Below are 17,150 nucleotides of genomic sequence, written 5' to 3'. Positions count from 1 at the left end.
AGCACCGCCACCCCGGCCGCGACCAGCCGGGCGATCACGGCTCGGCCCCGTCCCGTCCGCCGAGCGCCTCCCGCAGGGCGGCGGCCACCTCGGGCGACACCGTCCCGACGAACCGCTGTACGGCCGCCGCCACGTCTCCCGCCTCGTCGAGCGCGGCGCGCATGGCCTCGGCCACGAACGCGTCCTTGCCGGCGGTGGCCTTGTACAGGTGCGCTCGCCCGACCCGCTCACGGGAGACCATGCCCTTGTTCGCCAGCCGCATCAGGACGGTCAGCACGGTCGTGACCGCGGGCTCCGAGGGCAGACCGGCCGCCAGGTCGTGGGCGAACAGACCGTGCGGATGCCGCCACAGCGCTTCCATGATCGATCGCTCAAGGTTCCCGAGCTGCACCGGCGGCCTCCACGTGCGCTTCTACTCGGAGTAGAAGGCTACTGCGCGTACGGTCGATCGCCAATGGGCGCCGACACGGCGGCTACGCGGTGGGTTTCGCCGGTTGCAGCCCGGCCAGGAGGTTGAACGCGCCCGTCAGGAGGTTGAGCGCGACCAGCCCCGGCAGCTCCGCGATGATCCGGTCGCTCCAGCCGTGGGCGCGCAACTCCGCGACGTCCTCATCGGTGATCGAGGAGGGCTGCGCGAGCACGCGTACCGCCACCGCGACGAGCGCGGCCTCCCTGGCGTCGGTGGACGTGCCCTGCCTGGCCAGCGCGATGTCGGTGTCGCTGAGCCCGGCGGCGCGGGCGGCCTCGGTGTGCGCCTGGAGGCAGGTGCCGCAGCCGATGCGTTCCTGTACGGCGAGCGAGATCTTCTCGCTGAGCGCACGCGGCAGCTTGACGCGGTTCATGGCCCGCGAGAAGCCCAGGTACCCCTCCAGCAGCGCGGGGGAGTGGGCCATCGTGGCGACCATGTCTCCCACGCCGCCCCTTCTGCCGATGATGTCGTTCAGCAGGTCTTTGGACCTGCCGGGCGCGTCAGCGGGTTCGAGCCGGGTCAGGCGTCTCATGCGTCCTCCCAAATGCTCATCGATGTACCATACCCCCCTACCGTACATTGGAGTGAGTGACGTGATGGAACGACTGCTGGTCGAACACCTGTCCCGCTGGCTCGGCGACCGGCCGGCGGCCACCGGGCTGAGCATCGTCGGCGCGCCCGAGCGTGACCGCCCCGGCTGGGACGGCCGGATCCACCCCGTGCTCGGAGTGTCGAGCCCCGAGGGCGGCGTGCTGTCGGTCCCGCCGCACGCCGCCGCGACCGTGACCGAGCAGTACGCCAAGGACCGGGACCTCGCCGTACTGGGGCCGCGGATCCCCACCATGGTGGGCTTTCCCGAGCGTGGCTGGTTCACCGCCGTCTACCGCTGGACCACCCGCCCCGCGCCCCTCCCCGACGCCGGGACCTGGGTTCCCGCCGACGCGCCCGAGGTGCCGGGCTGGCTCCGTCCGTTCGGCGGGGACGTCCTGGTGGCCACGGACGCTGTGACCGGGGAGCACCTGGCGGGAGTCGGTGTGAAACGACACGACTCCTACGGCCACGAACTCGCCGTCGTCACCGCCCCGCACGCACGCGGCCGGGGCCTGGCCCGCAGGCTCGTCGCGCAGGCGGCCAGACGCGTGCTGGACGAGGGCGTCCTGCCCACCTACATGCACGACCCCGAGAACCGGGCCTCCGCCGCGGTCGCCGAGGCCGCCGGCTTCGACGACCGGGGCTGGCACGCCTTCGGCGCCACCGAGGCCCGCTGACCACGCCGGCGCCGGCCGACACGGGACTATGGGTGCGGCTCACATTGACCCGCACCTCTCCGGCGGGCGAACGTGACTCATCCGAGCTTCCTGGGAGGTCTGATGAGACGACGTTCGTGGGGACGAGTGGCCGCGGCCCTCGCGTTGTCGGCCGGAGCGCTGTTCACGACACCCGCCGCCGCGAACGCGACGGCGTCGGTGACGCTGGAGGCCACCTACACCTCGGGCCTGGAGAACGGCTGGTCGCTCGTCGAACGCTACAAGGACAACTCCACCGGGTTCCAGGCCGAGGCGTACCCGTCCGACGGGCGTGGCGACCAGAAGGGGCAGACCAGGCGCCTGTTCGGTGACGTCGCCCGGCCGCACTCCTCGCGCTTCCTGCTCTACCACGCGCCGGGCTGGCAGACGGGCGTCAAGAGCACCCCCGTGCTGCTGGTGCACGGCGCCAACCAGAACGCCGATCTGGCCTGGGCCAACCCCAACGCCGCCGGCGCGTACGGCTGCGGCCAGGCCACCTGCCCCACCACGGGCCTCATGCAGCACCTCACCGGGCAGGGCTACAAGGTCTTCGCGATCGGCTTCCCGCACGCCACAGGCGACGGCCACTACTGGGCCGAACAGATCCACGACGCCGTCGCCAGGATCCAGGCGAAGACCGGTGCGGCGCAGGTCGACGTGATCGGCTGGTCGAAGGGCGCGTTCAACGCCCGCATGTACGTCTCGTCGCTACGCAAGTCGTGGGGCACGGCCTACGCGGGCGGCGTCAGGAAGCTGATCCTCGTCGGCGGGCCGAACAAGGGCTTCGACTGGGGTTACCGGCACGGCTGGACCCACGATTTCGCCATCTTCCCCGAGTGCGGGGGCTCGCTGAACGCGCCCGCGCCCCACAGCCAGATGGTCTGTTACGGCCTGTGGCGCAACCATCCCGAGCTGAGCTACGAGGGCGACGCCTACCCGGGCTCCGACGACATGCTCTACCGCTGGGACGACGTCTACCCGCTGCCCACCGTCGAGCAGGACTGGTACACCACCTATTACGGCGGCACCGGCTTCTACACCGCAGGCCGCGGCATCCAGTGGGCCATCGACAGAGGCTCGCTGGTGCAGCCCCTCATCAACGCGGGAACCCCGTCGAGCGTCCCGGTCTACCAACTGTGCGGCAACATGCCGGACATGGCGCTGATGCACAACGAGCACACCGGGCCGTCCGACGGCGCTGTCTTCGTCGCGAGCTGCACCGCGCCCGACGGCGTCGCGAACCGGGCCGCGACCGCGACGCTGCCGCTCAACCACCTCAAGCTCGGCTGGTCCCCGACCGCCATGTCCCAGCTCACCACCTGGCTCGGCTGAGCGTCCAGCGGGCCCGCGCGGCCGGCCTGATCACCTGCTGAGCGGTGGTCAGGTCGGCGGTGGCGGTCAGGCCAGTGGGGCGGTGGCGAACTCCTTCATCCCCTCGGTGAACCCGATCCCGGCCTGGTAGCCGAGTTCGACGGCCGCCCGCTGCGGCGAGGCCACGATGTGGCGAACGTCCCCCAGCCGGTACTCCCCGGTGGTCACCGGTTCGGGGCCGCCCCGCTGCGCCGCCAGCGCCGCGGCCATCTCCCCGACCGTGTGGGGCTCCCCGCTGGCGATGTTGTAGGCGGTCAGCGTTCCCGGCTCGCCGCCGGTGAGGGCGGCCACGTTCGCCTCGGCGACATCGCGGACGTGGACGAAGTCGCGCCTCTGCCCGCCGTCCTCGAACACCCGCGGTGCGCGACCCGCCTCCAGCGCCGACCGGAAGATCGCCGCGACGCCCGAGTACGGCGTGTTCCTCGGCATCCTGGGGCCGTAGACGTTGTGGTAGCGAAGGGCGGTCGCCGTGCCGCCCGTCTCCCTCGCCCAGTTCGCGGCGAGATGCTCCTGCGCCAGCTTGGTGGTGGCGTACGCGTTGCGCGGGTCCGTCGGCGCGTCCTCGTCGATGGCGACGAAGGCCACGCCCGCACCGCAGCGGGGACAGCGGGGCTCGAAGGACCCGCGCGCCAGGTCCGCGGTGGAGCGAGGGCCGGGACGTACCCGGCCGTGCCGGGCGCAGTCGTAGGCGCCCTCGCCGTAGACCACCATCGAGGACGCCAGCACCAGCCGCCCGACGCCGTGCTCCGCCATCGCGGCCAGCAGCACGGCCGTGCCGAACACGTTGACCGAGGCGTAGTCGGGCAGGTCAGCCACGTCCACGCCGAGCCCGACCTTGGCCGCCTGGTGCACGACCACGTCGGCGCCCGGCAGCAGCCGATCGAGAACGGCCCTGTCGCGCACGTCGTCGCCGGAGCGAAGGTCGAGACCGTTCACCTCGTGGCCGCGCGCCTCCAGCGCCTCGGCCACGTGGCTCCCGATGAACCCCGCCGCACCCGTCACCAGCGCCTTCGTCATCGCCATGCTCCGATTCACGTGGTCCCGTCCTGACGGGCCAGGACCCGGCGCATGTCGCCGATCGCCCGCAGGGTGCCGCGTACCGTGCCGGTCACCTTCGACCTGCCCGCGCGGGGCAGGTAGTCCACCTCTGTCTCCTGGATGTGCCAGCCCGCCGCCCCGGCACGCAGCACCATCTCCAGTGGATAGCCGAATCGCCGGTCGACCAGCCCCAGCCGGAGCAGCGCGACGCGCCCGCACGCCCGCATCGGCCCCAGGTCGTGCAGCGCGGCACCGGTACGGCGGCGCAGCCTCCTGGCCAGTACGGCATTGCCGAGCCGGGCGTGCGCCGGCCACGACGCTCCCGGCCGCAGGACACGACGGCCGAGAACGAGGCCGGCCGCACCGGCCACGACGGGCTCGCTCACCCGGGGCAACTGCCGCGGGTCGAGCGACGCGTCGGCGTCCATGAAGCACACGACGTCGGAGGTCGCGGCCATCAGCCCGGCGTGGCAGGCCGCGCCGAAGCCGCGCAGGGGCTCGCACACCACCGTCGCGCCGAGCCCGGCCGCGATCTTCGCGGATCCGTCGGTGGAGCCGTTGTCGACCACGATCGGGCGAAAGCCGTCCGGCATCCGCCCGAGCACCCACGGAAGGGCCGCCGCCTCGTTCAGGCAGGGCAGCACCACGTCGATCTCCCGCTCGGTCTCCGTGTCGGTCTCCGCGCCGGTTTCCAGGTCGATCTCCACGTCGCCGACGCTAACGCGGCTCCTCGGTCCGCATCCCCGCGCGAAGATCCGCCTTTTCCGAGAAATGACCAGCTCAGACCCGCTACCAGGACCGCAACGCGGACGACGGCGTCGACCGTGGCCTGAGCGGGGCCGGGAGCCGGGCCCGAGTTCGCCCGGTGCGGCCGGACGGGAGCCGGGCGGCCGAGGCACGCGGGCTCGCGCCGTGCGGCCCTACGCTGATCGCATGTCACGAACCCTGCGACTGTTGATCACCGGCGGCGGCACCGGTGGTCACACCTATCCGGCCCTGACGACCCTGACGGCCGTCCGGCGCCGGCAGGTGCCGCACGACGTGCTCTGGGTGGGCACCGCCAACGGCCTGGAGGCGCGGATCACCGCCGAACACGGCATCCCCTTCAAGGCCATCACCACCGGCAAGCTACGCCGCCGCCCCAACCTCAAAGAGCTGGGCACCAACCTCGCCGACGTGTTCCGCATCCCCGTCGGCGTCCTCCAGGCCGTCGGGCACGCCGCCCGCTACCTGCCCGACGTGGTGCTGTCGACAGGAGGCTACGTCGCGGTCCCCATCGGCGTGGCCGCCAAACTCATCCGCCGCCCCCTGGTCATGCACGAACAGACCACCGTCGTCGGCCTGGCCAACCGCATCCTGGCCCGCCTGGCCACCCGCATCGCCCTGTCCCACGAGTCCTCCCTGCAGTACCTGCCCGCCTCCGCCCGCCCCAAAGCCGTCATCACCGGCAACCCCATCCGCCCCGAACTCCTGCAGGGCAACCGCGCAGCCGCCTACGACCTGTTCGGACTGACCTTCGAAGTACCCCTCATCTACGTCACCGGCGGCGCCCAAGGCAGCAAACAGATCAACACCCTCATCGCCGAAACCCTGCCACGACTGCTCCCCCACGCACAGATCGTCCACCAGTGCGGCCCCGCCTGGATCGACGACATGCGCGCCGTCCCCCTGCCCCCCGACCTGGCCGACCGCTACCACCCCGTGCCCTACGTCGGCACCGAACTCGCCGACCTGTTCGCCGCGGCCGACGTGGTCATCTCCCGCAGCGGAGCCGGCACCGTCTCAGAACTCACCGCCATCGGCAAACCCTCCGTCCTGATCCCCCTCATCCCCACCGGCGGCGACGAACAACGCAAGAACGCCGCCTACCTCACCTCGGCAGGCGCCGCACGCGCCCTCCTCGAACCACACCCGACCGGCGACCTCCTCCTGGCCGAACTCATGCCACTCCTCGCCGACCCCGGACTCCGCCAGACCATGGGCCAGGCAGCCGCCCGACTCGGCCGGATCGACGCCGCCGACGCCCTGTGCGACCTCCTCCTCGAGACCGCCGGCCACGAATCCCCGAACCAGGGGCGGCCCACGCTGACGGCGTGAGCCGGCCGGTGGGGGGCGTCATCCTGCGGGCGTGGCGGTGGCGTCGAGGCCCAGCAGGCGTCCGGCGGTCGCGCTGAGCAGGTCCTCCGACAGGCCCGCCCGCGCGATGCGGTCGTAGAGCCCCGGGTCGCCCATCGCGTACGGGTCGTCGCTGCCGATGACCAGATGGTCGGCGCCCAACACGGCGATGGCCAGCTCCAGCGCCCGGTCGTCGTGCACGATGGTGTCGGCGTAGATCTGGTCGAGGTAGGCGTCGGGCGACCGGGTGATCCGGCCGACGCCCAGCGCCTCGGCCCCGTGCACCCAGCGTCCGATCAGGAACGGCAGGGCCCCGCCCCCGTGGACCAGGCAGACGCGCAGCTCCGGCAGGCGCTCGAGCACGCCGCCGAAGATGAGCTGCGCCACGGCGACCGTCGTGTCGACCGGGTTGCCGACCAGGTTCGCCAGCCGGTGACGGGCCAGCCGCTCGTCGCCGAGGCGCTCGTTGGGGTGCAGGACGAGCGGCAGGCCGAGTTCGCTCACCCGGGTGAAGAAGGGGAACAGCTCGTCGGCGTCGAACTGGAACCGGGCCAGGTTCGTCCCGAGCAGCACCGCGCGGGCGCCGAGACGCCGCGCCGCGTACGTGACCTCCTCGACCGCCGCGTCCGGATCCTGCAGCGGCGCGGTGCAACTGGGCAGGAAGCGGCCCGCGGAATGGCGGGCGAGGTCGGAGACCGTCTCGTTGAACAGCCGGGCCGCGGCCCGGCCCGCCGCGGCCGGCAGGGCGTAGTCGGCCAGCGGGGTGGGCGGCAGCAGGAGCTGGCTGTCCACCCCGCCGGCCCGCAGGGCGGCCGCGCGTGACCCGGCGTCGCGCAGGTCGGGCGGGACCGGCCAGCGCGCGACCTCCGACGACTCGACCCAGACGGTGCCGTCGGGGTCGTCCACCACCCGTGGCCACGTTCCCGGCCTGGCCCGGCGATAGGTGTCGAGCCACTCCTCAGGGACGAGGTGCCCGTGGACGTCGATGCGCATGTGCGGTTCCCGGGTGATCGGGGCAGCGTCGGGAGCTGCCGGTCTGTGGGTCATGGCCTGGTCGGACGTTCCCGCTGCCAGAAGAGGACCCGTCGCCGGACGAGCACGACCAGCCCGTGGAAGAGGACGCTGACGATGCACAGTTGGAGGATGATGGCGAACGCCTGGGAGAGGTTCAGCGACTCCTGCGCGACGACGATGAGGTAGCCCAGCCCGTCGCTGCCGCCGGTGAACTCGCCGACGACCACGCCCGTGACCGTCAGGACGATCCCCGTCTCCAGGCCCGCGAAGATGTACGGGAGCGCCATGGACACCCGTACCTTGCGGAACGCCTGGACCCTGGTCGCCCGGTAGGCGCTCATCAGCCGTTCGAGCTGGTGGCCGGTCGCGCCCATCCCGGCCACGGTGCCGATCAGGATGGGGAACGTGCCGCTCGCGATTCCCATGGCCACCTTCGAGCCCATGTCGAAGCCGAACCACACCAGGAAGATCGGCGCGAAGGCGACACCCGGCGCGGCGTTGAACGCCACGACGTACGGCATCGCGTACCGCCTGACCCACCTGAACTCGCTGATGAGAGCCCCGACGCCGACTCCCAGGGCCGTGGACGCGGCGAAGGCGACCACGACCTCCTGGATCGTGGTGACGAAGTGGCCGAGCACGTACCCGCCGGTCGCGATGCTGTGCAGGGCGGCGCCGAACTCGGCGGCGATCTGCACCGGGGTGGGCATGATGCTCTCCGGGAGCAGGCCCACCTCGACCAGGAGCTGCCAGACCACCAGCACTCCGGCCAGGACCGCGAGGTGGCCGAGTCCGCCCGGCAGGCCGGACAGGAGCCGACCCGCCGCCCCGCCCTTCTTGCGGGCCGCGCCCGCCGTGCCGGACGCGGTCCCGGTCCGCGAACTCTCGATGCCGGTCATCGCTGATCCTCCTCCCACACCGTGGTCAGCGCGTCGCGAACCCGACGAACCTCCGCCGCGAACGCCTCGGAACCGATGAGATCCCGTGACCGGGCCCGGGGGAGCCGCATCGTCAGGTCCGCCACCACCTTTCCCGGACGAGGGGTCATGACGAGGATCCGGTCGGCCAGGAAGACGGCCTCGAAGATGTTGTGGGTGACGAACAGCACCGTCAGCGCGCGTTCGTCCTTGATCCGCAGCAGTTCGAGGTGCATCTGCTCGCGGGTGAACTCGTCGAGCGCGCTGAACGGCTCGTCCATCAGCAGCACCGGGCTGTGTGGGAGGAGAGCGCGGGCGATGGCGACGCGCTGCTGCATCCCGCCGGAGAGTTCGTCGGGCAGGCGGTCGGTGAAGTCGCCGAGTCCCACCAGCCGCAGCAGTTCGCGGGCGTCCGCCTCGATCGCCCGGTCGGTCCGCCGGGGAGCCTTGGGGCCGAGTTCGGCGGGGAGGAGGACGTTCTGCAGCGCGGTCCGCCACGGCAACAGCACCGGATTCTGGAACACCAGGCCGGGCGCGGTCGGCGCGTCCGCCACCGGCACCCCGCCCACCAGGACCGAGCCCTGGGTGGGGGAGGTGAGACCGGCGATGACGTCGAGCAGGGTGGTCTTGCCACAGCCGCTCGGCCCGAGCAGGGTGACGAACTCCCCGGAGGCGATCGACGTGGTGACCTCGTCCAGCGCCAGGACCGGCGCGCTGGAGTGGGCGACGTAGGTCTTGGCGACGCGATCGATCAGCACCGTTCCGCCCTGGTCCCCGCCCTGGTCCCGGCTCTGGTTCCGGCTCTGGTTCCGGCCCTGGCCCTGGTCGGTGGTCGCGTTCACGAGCGGTCGTTTCCGCGCGCGGCGGCCGTCACGGCGGCCACGTCGAAGTTCCAGATGTCGTCCAGGAGGTCGTTGGTCACGATCGAGTCGGGGGAGAGCGCCTGGTCGATGACCCCCGCCTCGGTGAGGCCGGTGATCATCGTCTGCCAGACCGCTGGATCGGTGCGCAGCCGGGCGTCGAAGAGCGGCCTGTTGATGGCGTTGGACGCCTTGAGCAGAGCGAGGGTGCCCGCACGGTCCTGTACCTGCTCGGGTACGGCCTCCGCCAGGATGTCGATGGTCGCCTCGGGGTTCTCGTGCTCCCAGATCATCGCCTTGGCGATGGCGCGGCCGTACCGGACGGCCAGGTCCCTGCGCGTCTCGAGGGTTTCCGTGCTGGCGGCGATGCCGCTGTTGTAGAACTCCTTGGTGTCGCCGATCTCGATCTCCCGGACCTGCACACCGGAGCGCACGATCGCGTCCTGGTCGACGTAACTTCCCATGTAGGCGTCGACCCGGTTGCTCTGCAGCGCCACGCCGGCGGTGGCCCGGCCGCCCACGGCGAGCGTCTTGTACTGGTCGCGTTTGATGCCTTCGCTGTTCAGCATGACGGCCAGGTTGTCCTCGTCGCCTCCGGCCTCGTTGATCCCGATGGTCTTGCCGACGAGGTCGCGCGCCGTACGGACGGGCGAGTTCGCCGCCACCATGACGCGGAAGACGAACTTCGACTCCGGGGCGAAGATCTTGATGACGTCCTTGCCCTTGTCCGCGCGGAACGGGATCAGGCGGGACTGGTTCACTCCGCCGAAGTCCAGATCGCCGAGCATGAGCGCGTTCTCGACAGCTCCGCCGGACAGGTTCGACACGATCTCGACATCGAGATTCTCCTCCTTGTAGTACCCGAGCTCCTCGGCGAGCCAGACGTGGGCCCAGAGCGCCGACGGAGAGACCGGAGCCACTCGGATCCTGTCGCCCGACGATTCCTCCGCGCCGCCGGATCCACAGGCGGAGACCAGGGCGAGGACTGCTCCACAGATCAACAGCCTGGCCCCGGCCAGGCGTCGACGGCGGGTTCGCGAGCGGGACCGGGGGTGGGAAAGACGCATCGGTCGGCCTCCTAAGGCATGGTCGGCACCGGACGGTGCCGCGGTGCGACCCGATGACACGGGCGCCGGCGTCGGGGGCGCAGGTCGTGGTTCCGCACGGAACGGAGCGCCCACCTGTTGAGTTCGACCGCCGCGGTTGTCACCGACGATGCCGGCCGGCTTGATGAGTAGTTGGTTAACCGTTGACCGTCACCAAAGTAGTAGGGAGTATGGTCGACGTCACAGAAGCCGTCAAGGGTCTCGATCTCGGACAGGCCCGGATCCGCCTTCGCCCCAGGTCAACTCGCTGAACGCGGCACACCGCTCCTCGCTCGGAGCCGGAGATCGGGCTCGGGTGCGCGCATGCGACGCCAGGCCCTGGGTGGCGAGGTCGGGGGAGCGGCCGACCCTTGACAGCGCCGCGATTCTGCTGTCTGATGACGGTCAACGGTTAACCAAGAGGCTACAAGGGTGAAACCGGGATGCAACGTCCGCAGGGGCGACAGTCGGCCCCCCTCGATCCTCGCCGGAGATTCAGCAGGTTGACGAACTATCGAGACTTCGCTCTCTTCTCGGGACCCGACTGAAGCAGGCGCGCCGATCCGTACTGAAGCACGCGCGAACCGATACGTAGGAGATAGCAATGAGGCGCTCTGCGGTAGTGACCGGCCTCGCCGCGTCCATGGCACTGCTCCTGACGGCGTGCGGGATGGGAACGAGCACGACCTCCACCCCCAACTCCACGTCGAACAACGCGGGCACCACCCAACTGAGCGTGGGAACCTCGCCCGCCATCCTGAACGCCTCGCTGTACCACGGAGAGCAGAGCGGGATCTTCGCCCAGCACAACCTGAAGGTGACCCCGAAGATCGTCGCGTCCGGTGCGGAGGCGATCCCGCTGCTGCTGAACGGCCAGATCCAGTTCGCCGCGTCCGACCCGGTCGCGGTGATCACCTCGCTCTCGAAGAACATCCCCCTGACCTTCGTCGCACCGGCCGGCGGCCCACAGGCCGACACGACGCAGGACTTCTCCGCCGTGCTGGCGAACCCGTCCATCACCAGTGCCGCGGACCTCAACGGCAAGACGGTCGCGGTCAACGCCATCGGCGGCATCCTCCAGGTCGCCGCGAAGGCGTCGATCGACCTCGCGGGCGGCGACTCCGGCTCGGTCAAGTTCGTGACGATGTCGATCTCGCAGATGGCGGCGGCGGTGAAGGGCGGCCAGGTGGACGCCGCCGTGGTGTCGGAACCGTTCCTTGCGCTGGGCGTGGGCGACGGCCTCAAGAACCTGCTGCCGGTGGTGTCGAAGGCCGCTCCCAATGTGCCGACGGTCGTCTACGTGACGAGCAAGTCGTACGCCGACGGCAACCCCGAGGTCGTCAAGGACTTCGCCGCGGCGCTGCTCGCCTCGAACGCCGACCTGGACAAGGATCCGGCCAAGATCCGTTCCGTCGCGGTGGGGTCCACGCAGAGCACCCCCGAGGTCATGGCGAAGGTCAACCTGCCCGAGTTCATGACCGAGCCGTTGTCGCTGGACGCGCTCAACGAGCTGCAGGATCTGATGATCAAGTACCAGGTCGTGTCCCAGGAGGTCGACCTGTCCACGCACCTCTACACACCTGGAAGCTGACGGCCCGCGGAGCCCTGACAGCGGTTCATCCCGTCAGCGGCGAGCAGTACGAAGGGAAATAGGTCAACATGTCTTCCGGATTGCCACTGGTCGGCATTCGGGTCCTGGAGTTCGGCACTTTCATCACCGGGCCGTACGCGGCCGGGATGCTCGGCGACATGGGCGCGGAGGTCATCAAGGTGGAACGGCCGCCCGGCGGGGACCCGATGCGGTCCTGGGACGGCGCCGACTACAGCCCGTACTTTCAGGCGTACAACAAGAGCAAGCGGTCGTTGACCCTCGACCTCCGCAGCGCCCAGGGCCTGGAAGCCTGCCACCGGCTGGTGGAGAACGCCGACGTCCTCCTGCACAACTTCCGGCCAGGAGTCGCGGACCGCGTCGGCATCGGCGCGGACGACATGCGCAGGCTGAACCCCGCCCTCGTCTACTGCCAGATCTCCGGGTTCGGCGCGGAGGGGCCCTATTCGGGACGGCCCAGCTACAACCAGGTGGTCCAGTCCATCAGCGGCCTGGACAGCCTCCTCATCGACAAGGCCGACCCCAGCCCGGTCGGGCCGAACTTCGCCGACACGCTGACCGCGCTCTTCGCCTGTTACGGGATCCTGAGCGCCTTGGTACGACGCGAACGCACCGGTGAGGGCTCGCTGGTCGACGCCACGATGCTCGGCTCCACGCTGGCGTTCCTGTCGGCCGATGTCCAGGACCACCTCGTGAACGGCACGGTTCCCGGGCCGAAGTCGCGGCCGCGGTTCTCGCAGTCCTACACCGTCGCCACCCGCGACGACCGTTTCCTGACCATCCACCTGTCCTCACCCGCCAAGTTCTGGAAGGGCCTGCTCCGCGTCGTCCAGCGGGAGGACCTCGCCGAGGACCTCAGGTTCGCCGAGTGGTCCGACAGGGTCGAAAACTACGACCTCCTCCGGGCCGAACTGGCCGCCGCGTTCGCGTCGAGGACCCGTGAGGAGTGGCTCGAACTGCTGGAGGCCGAGGACGTGCCGGCCGCCCCGGTGCTGGACATGGCGGAAGCGTTGAACGACCCGCAGACGAAGGTCATGGGGCTGGTGGCGGAGGTGGCGGCCGGTCGGCTGGGAGTCGCCTGCCCGATCTCCATCGATCGGGAGCGGATCGTGGGGTCGGCGGCGCCGCGGATCGGCGAGCACACCGCCGAGATCCTGGCAGGACTGGGCTACAGCTCCGCGGACATCGAGCAGATGTCCGCTTCGACCCGGCCCGCATCGACCCGATCGACGACCCAACCGACCCCGGCCGAGCCGACTCCGGAAGCGACCTCGAAGCGGGCGGCCGAGTGAGCCGTGCGGCCAATGTGCGAAGGAGCACCGTGAGATGAGATCGGGGCACTGGCGTAGCCTCCTGTTCTGCCCGGGGGACCGGCCCGATCGCATCGCGAAGGCCATCGCGGCGAAGCCCGGGGCCGTGATCGTGGACCTGGAGGACTCGGTCCATCCGTCCCACCGCGCAGCAGCGCGGCGGCAGGCGGTGGCGGCCCTGACGGCCGCGGACGATCCGGAGGTCACCAGGATCGTCCGCGTGAACGCGGCAGCCAGCGGCGAGATCTTCGACGATCTCGCCACGGTGGTGGGGCCCTGGCTCGACGCCGTCATGTTGCCCAAGGCCCGTGGCCCGGAAGAGGTCGGCGACCTGGACGGCCCGATGCGGGAGCTGGAACGGGCCGGCGGGATCGCCCCCGGATCGATCGGCATCGTGCCGGTGATCGAGGACTGCGCGGCCCTGCGCACGGCGTACGAGACGGCGGCCGCCTCCAGCCGGGTGATCGCGATGGCCTTCGCCGGCGCCGAGGAGGGCGACTTCATGGCGGACCTCGGCGGACGGTGGACGCCCGAGGGAACGGCACTCCACTACGCCAAGAGCCGGTTCCTCTGCGAGGTGCGCGCGGCGGGCGACCTCCCCGCTCTCGACGGACCGAGCATGCATCTCGACGATCCGGCCATCTGGGAGAGCGAGTGCGCGCTGTCCAGGACGTTGGGCTTCGACGGGAAGGTGGCGATCCACCCGCGGCAGCTCGACCCGATTCACCGGGCGTTCACGCCGTCCCCTGAGGAGGTCGACGAGGCCCGTCAACTGGTGGCGGCGCTCGACGCCGCCGCGGCGGACGGCGCCGGCGTGGCCAGGCACCGCGGGAAGATGATCGATTCGGCCAACGGGCGAGCGGCCCGACGGATCCTCAGCCGGGCGGGTCTGACGAGCGGCCCCGCGCGGACGTGGCGGGCCGAGGGCGCGGACACAGGGAAAGCGCATGGCACACGAAGCGGTGACGGACCGCGTGAGCTCGGCAACTGACCTGGCGAAGGCGCCCGCGCGGCGTGATCGGCGACGGGCGGCCCGCCCACCGGCCCGGCGACGCTCCGCCGTGCTGGCGCTCAGGGCCGCCTTCGTGCTGGCCGCCCTCGGTGCGTGGCAGCTCGTCGTCGTGACCGGGACGATCTCGGACGACGCCGTGGCCGCGCCGACGTCGGTGGCCCGGGAGCTTCCCGCCATCCTCTCGGACCTGGCCTTCTGGTCGGCGGCCTGGGACACGGTGCGCACCTGGGGCATCGGCCTGCTCGTGTCGATGGCACTCGCGATCCCGGTCGGGCTCGTGCTCGGCAGCAGCGACCTGGCCTACCGGATGAGCCGCTTCACGATCGACTTCCTGCGGACCATCCCTCCCGTGGCGCTCATCCCGCTGGCGTTGCTGCTCTACGGGGCGACGTTGCAGATGGCCCTGCTGCTCGTCGTCTTCGGGTCGACCGGGCCACTGCTGCTCCAGAGCATGTACGGCGCACAGCAGGTCGATCCGCAGCTCCGTGACGTCGTACGCGGGTATCTGCTGCGCCGCCGGGACGTGGCGCTGCGACTGGTGCTGCCCACCGCGGCGCCGTTCATCGCGACCGGCGTGCGGATCTCCGCGACGATCAGCCTGCTGCTCGCCGTCGGAGCCGAGTACATCGGCAGCGCCCCCGGCCTCGGAGCGACCATCAGGGTGTACGAGCAGACGAGCAACATCCCCCAGATGTACGCCTACATCGTGGTGTGCGCGGGACTCGGCGCCCTGCTGAACCTGACCATGATGAGACTGGAAAGAAGGATCATGGCATGGGCACCCAGCCACCGCTCATGAGGACCCGGCTGACCAGGCACGCTCGAAACCTCGCCCTGGAGCTGGTGCTTCCGCTGGTCCTGCTCGTGCTGTGGTGGTTCCTCAGCGCCCGCAGCACCTCGCCGTACTTTCCGCCCCTGGCCACGATCCTGTCGCAGTTCCAGCAGACCTGGCTGTTCTCCCATTTCCTGTCGGACGCGGTCCCCACCCTCCAGCATCTGGCGGTCGGATTCGGCGTGGCGGTCGTCGTCGGGGTGGCCGCCGGCATCGTCCTGGGTTCGGTGCCGCTGCTCGCCGAGGCCGCCGCGCCCGTGCTGGAGTTCGTGCGTTCCGTGCCCATCGCCGCCCTGCTGCCCGCCGGGCTGCTTCTGCTCGGCATCGGCCCGGCGTTCCAGATCGCGGTCATCGCCTTCGGCGCGACCTGGCCCATTTTGCTGAACACGCTGGACGGGGTGCGCGGGATCGACTCGACCGTGCTGGATTTCGCCCGGAGTTACCGCGTCCCGATGCTCGTGCGGTTGTTCCGGATCACGATACCGGCGGCCGGCCCGAATATCGTCGCGGGAATGCGGGTCGCCGTTTCGCTCGCCGTCAGCGTGGTCATCTTCAGCGAGCTGATCGGCGCCACCGACGGCATCGGCTATCAGATTTTGCAGGCCCAGTTCTCCTTCGCGGTGGCCGATGTGTGGGCCGGAATAATCCTGCTCGGCATTCTCGGATATCTGATCAACATTGTCTTTCGTGGTTTCGAACTTCTCGCGCTACGACAGCACCGCAGTATGCGGAAGCCGTCGTGATAGGTGGTCACCAGATGCCGTCAACCCCCGCTGCGCCCGGCGTCCCGCCGGAGCAGCCCCCGCTCATCTCCGTGCGCGGCCTCGTCAAGCGGTACGGGACGAAGGACACCGACAGGCTGGTCCTGGACGGCGTCGACCTGGACGTGCACAAGGGGCAGCTCGTCTGCATCGTCGGCCCCTCGGGCGCGGGAAAGACGACGCTGCTGCGCTGCATGTCAGGGCTGCTGCCGCCGACCGCCGGCGAGACCGTGCTGGAGGGCGTCACCGTCACCGCGCCGCCACCGGCGCTGGCACTCGTCTTCCAGGACTACAGCCGTTCCCTCATGCCGTGGATGTCGGTCAGGAAGAACGTCGAACTGCCGCTGCTCGGCAAGCAGATCTCGAAGAACGAGCGGCGTCGGCGCGCGGACGAGGCGCTGGCCGCGGTCGGGCTCACGGCGAGCCGCGGCCAGTACCCGTGGCAGCTCTCGGGCGGCATGCAGCAGCGGGTCGCCATCGCGCGCGCACTGGCCTACCGCCCGCACGCGCTGATCATGGACGAGCCGTTCGCGTCGGTCGACGCGCAGACCCGGGCGGACCTGGAGGACCTGACGCTCCAGGTGCGCGAGATGTACGAGATGACGGTGATCCTCGTCACCCACGACATCGACGAGGCCGTGTACCTCGGGGACGAGGTGGTGGTGCTGTCGGGCTCGCCCACGCGGGTGCGGGAACGGATCACCATCGACCTGGGCCGGTCGCGTGACCAGCTCACCACGAAGTCCACGCCCGAGTTCGTCGCCCTGCGCGGTCAGGTGCTCCAACTGATCCGGCGTGACCGGTACGCCACGCGAACCGCGGACTAGCCACGAGCCGCGACTCCGTGTCACCGATCGAAATCGAGATGGAAAGGATGATGCCGCATGCCCGGGATCAATAGATACGTCATCGGCCTGAACAGCGAGGGCCGATCGGCGGTGCTCGGCTCCGAGATCACGAACTCCCAGTCCAAGGAGGGCTACTACTGGCGGTCCACGTTGTGGGCGACCACCGCGTTCCCCCCGGACAACCTGACCGACGACGACGTCTCGGCCGAGGTGATCACGCGGGAGCCCGGTCCTGGCGGGGTCATCTTCAGAGCCCTGGAGATCGCTCCCGACGACCGGGATCCGGACCGGCACCGGCAGGTCATGGCCGAGCTGCACCAGGCCGTGGAGCAGCAGGTGACGCCGTCGGAGGCGGACCTCGCCAGGCATCCCAACATGCACCGCACCGGCACGCTGGACTTCGCCACCTGTGTCAGGGGCGAGATCCACCTCATGACGGACGTCGACGAGGTCCTGCTGACCCCCGGCGACACCGTCGTCATCCGCGGCGCCAACCACGCCTGGAGCAACCGCTCCGACGAGCCGTGCCTGGTGGTCCTGACCATGGTGGACGCCCAGCCGAAGTAGTCCCTGCCTCCACCGGCCCCGCTTGGCCGGGTCCCGGACCAGGCCCCGCTCGGCCC

The 17,150-nt window shown here is 70.5% G+C and carries 18 protein-coding genes; 10 read left to right on the top strand and 8 right to left on the bottom strand.

The features are described from left to right. Positions 1-34: 34 nt before the first annotated feature. A complete protein-coding gene (locus ACZ6S0_RS27310) occupies positions 35-391 on the bottom strand; it encodes a BlaI/MecI/CopY family transcriptional regulator (RefSeq protein WP_465922166.1) in 357 nt (118 codons plus the stop codon). An 82-nt stretch (positions 392-473) separates the two neighbouring features. Continuing rightward, on the bottom strand, positions 474-1,001 hold the full coding sequence (locus ACZ6S0_RS27305) for a carboxymuconolactone decarboxylase family protein (RefSeq protein WP_465922165.1): 528 nt from the start codon (positions 999-1,001) through the stop codon (positions 474-476). 52 nt (positions 1,002-1,053) lie between these two features. On the opposite strand from ACZ6S0_RS27305, the gene ACZ6S0_RS27300 reads away from it, so the two are divergent. Together ACZ6S0_RS27300 and ACZ6S0_RS27295 are read left to right on the top strand one after the other, a co-directional pair. Beyond that, a complete protein-coding gene (locus ACZ6S0_RS27300; protein ID WP_465922164.1) occupies positions 1,054-1,737 on the top strand; it encodes a GNAT family N-acetyltransferase in 684 nt (227 codons plus the stop codon). A gap of 102 nt (positions 1,738-1,839) precedes the next feature. Beyond that, complete coding sequence (locus ACZ6S0_RS27295; RefSeq protein ID WP_465922163.1) at positions 1,840-3,087, top strand: esterase/lipase family protein; 1,248 nt, start codon at positions 1,840-1,842, stop codon at positions 3,085-3,087. Positions 3,088-3,153: 66 nt separating this feature from the next. Here ACZ6S0_RS27295 and ACZ6S0_RS27290 read toward each other — a convergent pair whose 3' ends face one another. After that, a complete protein-coding gene (locus ACZ6S0_RS27290; protein WP_465922162.1) occupies positions 3,154-4,149 on the bottom strand; it encodes an NAD-dependent epimerase/dehydratase family protein in 996 nt (331 codons plus the stop codon). Positions 4,150-4,157: 8 nt separating this feature from the next. Continuing rightward, on the bottom strand, positions 4,158-4,871 hold the full coding sequence (locus ACZ6S0_RS27285; RefSeq protein WP_465922161.1) for a glycosyltransferase family 2 protein: 714 nt from the start codon (positions 4,869-4,871) through the stop codon (positions 4,158-4,160). Between the two features lie 226 nt (positions 4,872-5,097). Between ACZ6S0_RS27285 and ACZ6S0_RS27280 the strand changes: the two genes are divergently transcribed. Beyond that, the gene (locus tag ACZ6S0_RS27280; protein ID WP_465922160.1) at positions 5,098-6,261 is read left to right on the top strand and encodes a UDP-N-acetylglucosamine--N-acetylmuramyl-(pentapeptide) pyrophosphoryl-undecaprenol N-acetylglucosamine transferase; all 1,164 of its coding nucleotides are present in this window, start codon (positions 5,098-5,100) and stop codon (positions 6,259-6,261) included. 18 nt (positions 6,262-6,279) lie between these two features. Here ACZ6S0_RS27280 and ACZ6S0_RS27275 read toward each other — a convergent pair whose 3' ends face one another. From ACZ6S0_RS27275 to ACZ6S0_RS27260, 4 genes are read right to left on the bottom strand one after another with little or no spacing between them, the layout of a single operon-like run. Beyond that, complete coding sequence (locus tag ACZ6S0_RS27275) at positions 6,280-7,272, bottom strand: amidohydrolase family protein (RefSeq protein WP_465922159.1); 993 nt, start codon at positions 7,270-7,272, stop codon at positions 6,280-6,282. 50 nt (positions 7,273-7,322) lie between these two features. Then, positions 7,323-8,192 carry an ABC transporter permease gene (locus ACZ6S0_RS27270; RefSeq protein WP_465922158.1) on the bottom strand — a complete coding sequence of 290 codons (870 nt, stop codon included), beginning with the start codon at positions 8,190-8,192 and terminating at the stop codon, positions 7,323-7,325. Further along, positions 8,189-9,052 (bottom strand): ABC transporter ATP-binding protein, encoded by an 864-nt coding sequence (locus tag ACZ6S0_RS27265; protein WP_465922157.1) that lies wholly within the window; start codon positions 9,050-9,052, stop codon positions 8,189-8,191. The genes ACZ6S0_RS27270 and ACZ6S0_RS27265 overlap by 4 nt, the downstream gene beginning before the upstream one ends. After that, positions 9,049-9,990, bottom strand: coding sequence for an ABC transporter substrate-binding protein (locus ACZ6S0_RS27260; RefSeq protein ID WP_465922156.1), 942 nt, complete (start codon positions 9,988-9,990; stop codon positions 9,049-9,051). The genes ACZ6S0_RS27265 and ACZ6S0_RS27260 overlap by 4 nt, the downstream gene beginning before the upstream one ends. Positions 9,991-10,759: 769 nt before the next feature. Here ACZ6S0_RS27260 and ACZ6S0_RS27255 point away from each other — a divergent pair. The 7 genes from ACZ6S0_RS27255 (at position 10,760) to ACZ6S0_RS27225 (ending at position 17,094) form a co-directional block, all read left to right on the top strand. Beyond that, the gene (locus ACZ6S0_RS27255) at positions 10,760-11,746 is read left to right on the top strand and encodes an ABC transporter substrate-binding protein (RefSeq protein WP_465922155.1); all 987 of its coding nucleotides are present in this window, start codon (positions 10,760-10,762) and stop codon (positions 11,744-11,746) included. Positions 11,747-11,814: 68 nt separating this feature from the next. Next, the gene (locus ACZ6S0_RS27250) at positions 11,815-13,056 is read left to right on the top strand and encodes a CaiB/BaiF CoA transferase family protein (protein ID WP_465922154.1); all 1,242 of its coding nucleotides are present in this window, start codon (positions 11,815-11,817) and stop codon (positions 13,054-13,056) included. Between the two features lie 34 nt (positions 13,057-13,090). After that, positions 13,091-14,065, top strand: coding sequence for an HpcH/HpaI aldolase/citrate lyase family protein (locus tag ACZ6S0_RS27245; RefSeq protein WP_465922153.1), 975 nt, complete (start codon positions 13,091-13,093; stop codon positions 14,063-14,065). Further along, a complete protein-coding gene (locus ACZ6S0_RS27240; RefSeq protein ID WP_465922152.1) occupies positions 14,049-14,885 on the top strand; it encodes an ABC transporter permease in 837 nt (278 codons plus the stop codon). The genes ACZ6S0_RS27245 and ACZ6S0_RS27240 overlap by 17 nt, the downstream gene beginning before the upstream one ends. Then, positions 14,861-15,661: an ABC transporter permease gene (locus ACZ6S0_RS27235; protein ID WP_465922151.1), complete on the top strand. Its 801-nt coding sequence runs from the start codon at positions 14,861-14,863 to the stop codon at positions 15,659-15,661. Before ACZ6S0_RS27240 ends, ACZ6S0_RS27235 begins: the two co-directional genes overlap by 25 nt. Positions 15,662-15,675: 14 nt before the next feature. Then, the gene (locus tag ACZ6S0_RS27230) at positions 15,676-16,506 is read left to right on the top strand and encodes an ABC transporter ATP-binding protein (RefSeq protein ID WP_465922150.1); all 831 of its coding nucleotides are present in this window, start codon (positions 15,676-15,678) and stop codon (positions 16,504-16,506) included. 57 nt (positions 16,507-16,563) lie between these two features. After that, positions 16,564-17,094, top strand: coding sequence for a cupin domain-containing protein (locus ACZ6S0_RS27225; protein WP_465922149.1), 531 nt, complete (start codon positions 16,564-16,566; stop codon positions 17,092-17,094). Positions 17,095-17,150 lie beyond the last annotated feature (56 nt).

The organism is Nonomuraea sp. NPDC051298 (assembly GCF_055586305.1).
The sequence above is the reverse complement of the archived record's forward strand: the minus strand, read 5'-3'. Positions and strand labels throughout refer to the sequence as shown.

Bases quoted from the DNA above. Each gene is read 5' to 3' on its own strand.
- ACZ6S0_RS27290 (WP_465922162.1), bottom strand. From the start codon at position 4,149: ATGGCGATGACGAAGGCGCTGGTGACGGGTGCGGCGGGGTTCATCGGG.
- ACZ6S0_RS27235 (WP_465922151.1), top strand. From the start codon at position 14,861: ATGGGCACCCAGCCACCGCTCATGAGGACCCGGCTGACCAGGCACGCT.
- ACZ6S0_RS27250 (WP_465922154.1), top strand. From the start codon at position 11,815: ATGTCTTCCGGATTGCCACTGGTCGGCATTCGGGTCCTGGAGTTCGGC.
- ACZ6S0_RS27230 (WP_465922150.1), top strand. From the start codon at position 15,676: ATGCCGTCAACCCCCGCTGCGCCCGGCGTCCCGCCGGAGCAGCCCCCG.
- ACZ6S0_RS27305 (WP_465922165.1), bottom strand. From the start codon at position 1,001: ATGAGACGCCTGACCCGGCTCGAACCCGCTGACGCGCCCGGCAGGTCC.
- ACZ6S0_RS27275 (WP_465922159.1), bottom strand. From the start codon at position 7,272: ATGCGCATCGACGTCCACGGGCACCTCGTCCCTGAGGAGTGGCTCGAC.
- ACZ6S0_RS27270 (WP_465922158.1), bottom strand. From the start codon at position 8,192: ATGACCGGCATCGAGAGTTCGCGGACCGGGACCGCGTCCGGCACGGCG.
- ACZ6S0_RS27295 (WP_465922163.1), top strand. From the start codon at position 1,840: ATGAGACGACGTTCGTGGGGACGAGTGGCCGCGGCCCTCGCGTTGTCG.
- ACZ6S0_RS27245 (WP_465922153.1), top strand. From the start codon at position 13,091: ATGAGATCGGGGCACTGGCGTAGCCTCCTGTTCTGCCCGGGGGACCGG.
- ACZ6S0_RS27255 (WP_465922155.1), top strand. From the start codon at position 10,760: ATGAGGCGCTCTGCGGTAGTGACCGGCCTCGCCGCGTCCATGGCACTG.
- ACZ6S0_RS27225 (WP_465922149.1), top strand. From the start codon at position 16,564: ATGCCCGGGATCAATAGATACGTCATCGGCCTGAACAGCGAGGGCCGA.
- ACZ6S0_RS27280 (WP_465922160.1), top strand. From the start codon at position 5,098: ATGTCACGAACCCTGCGACTGTTGATCACCGGCGGCGGCACCGGTGGT.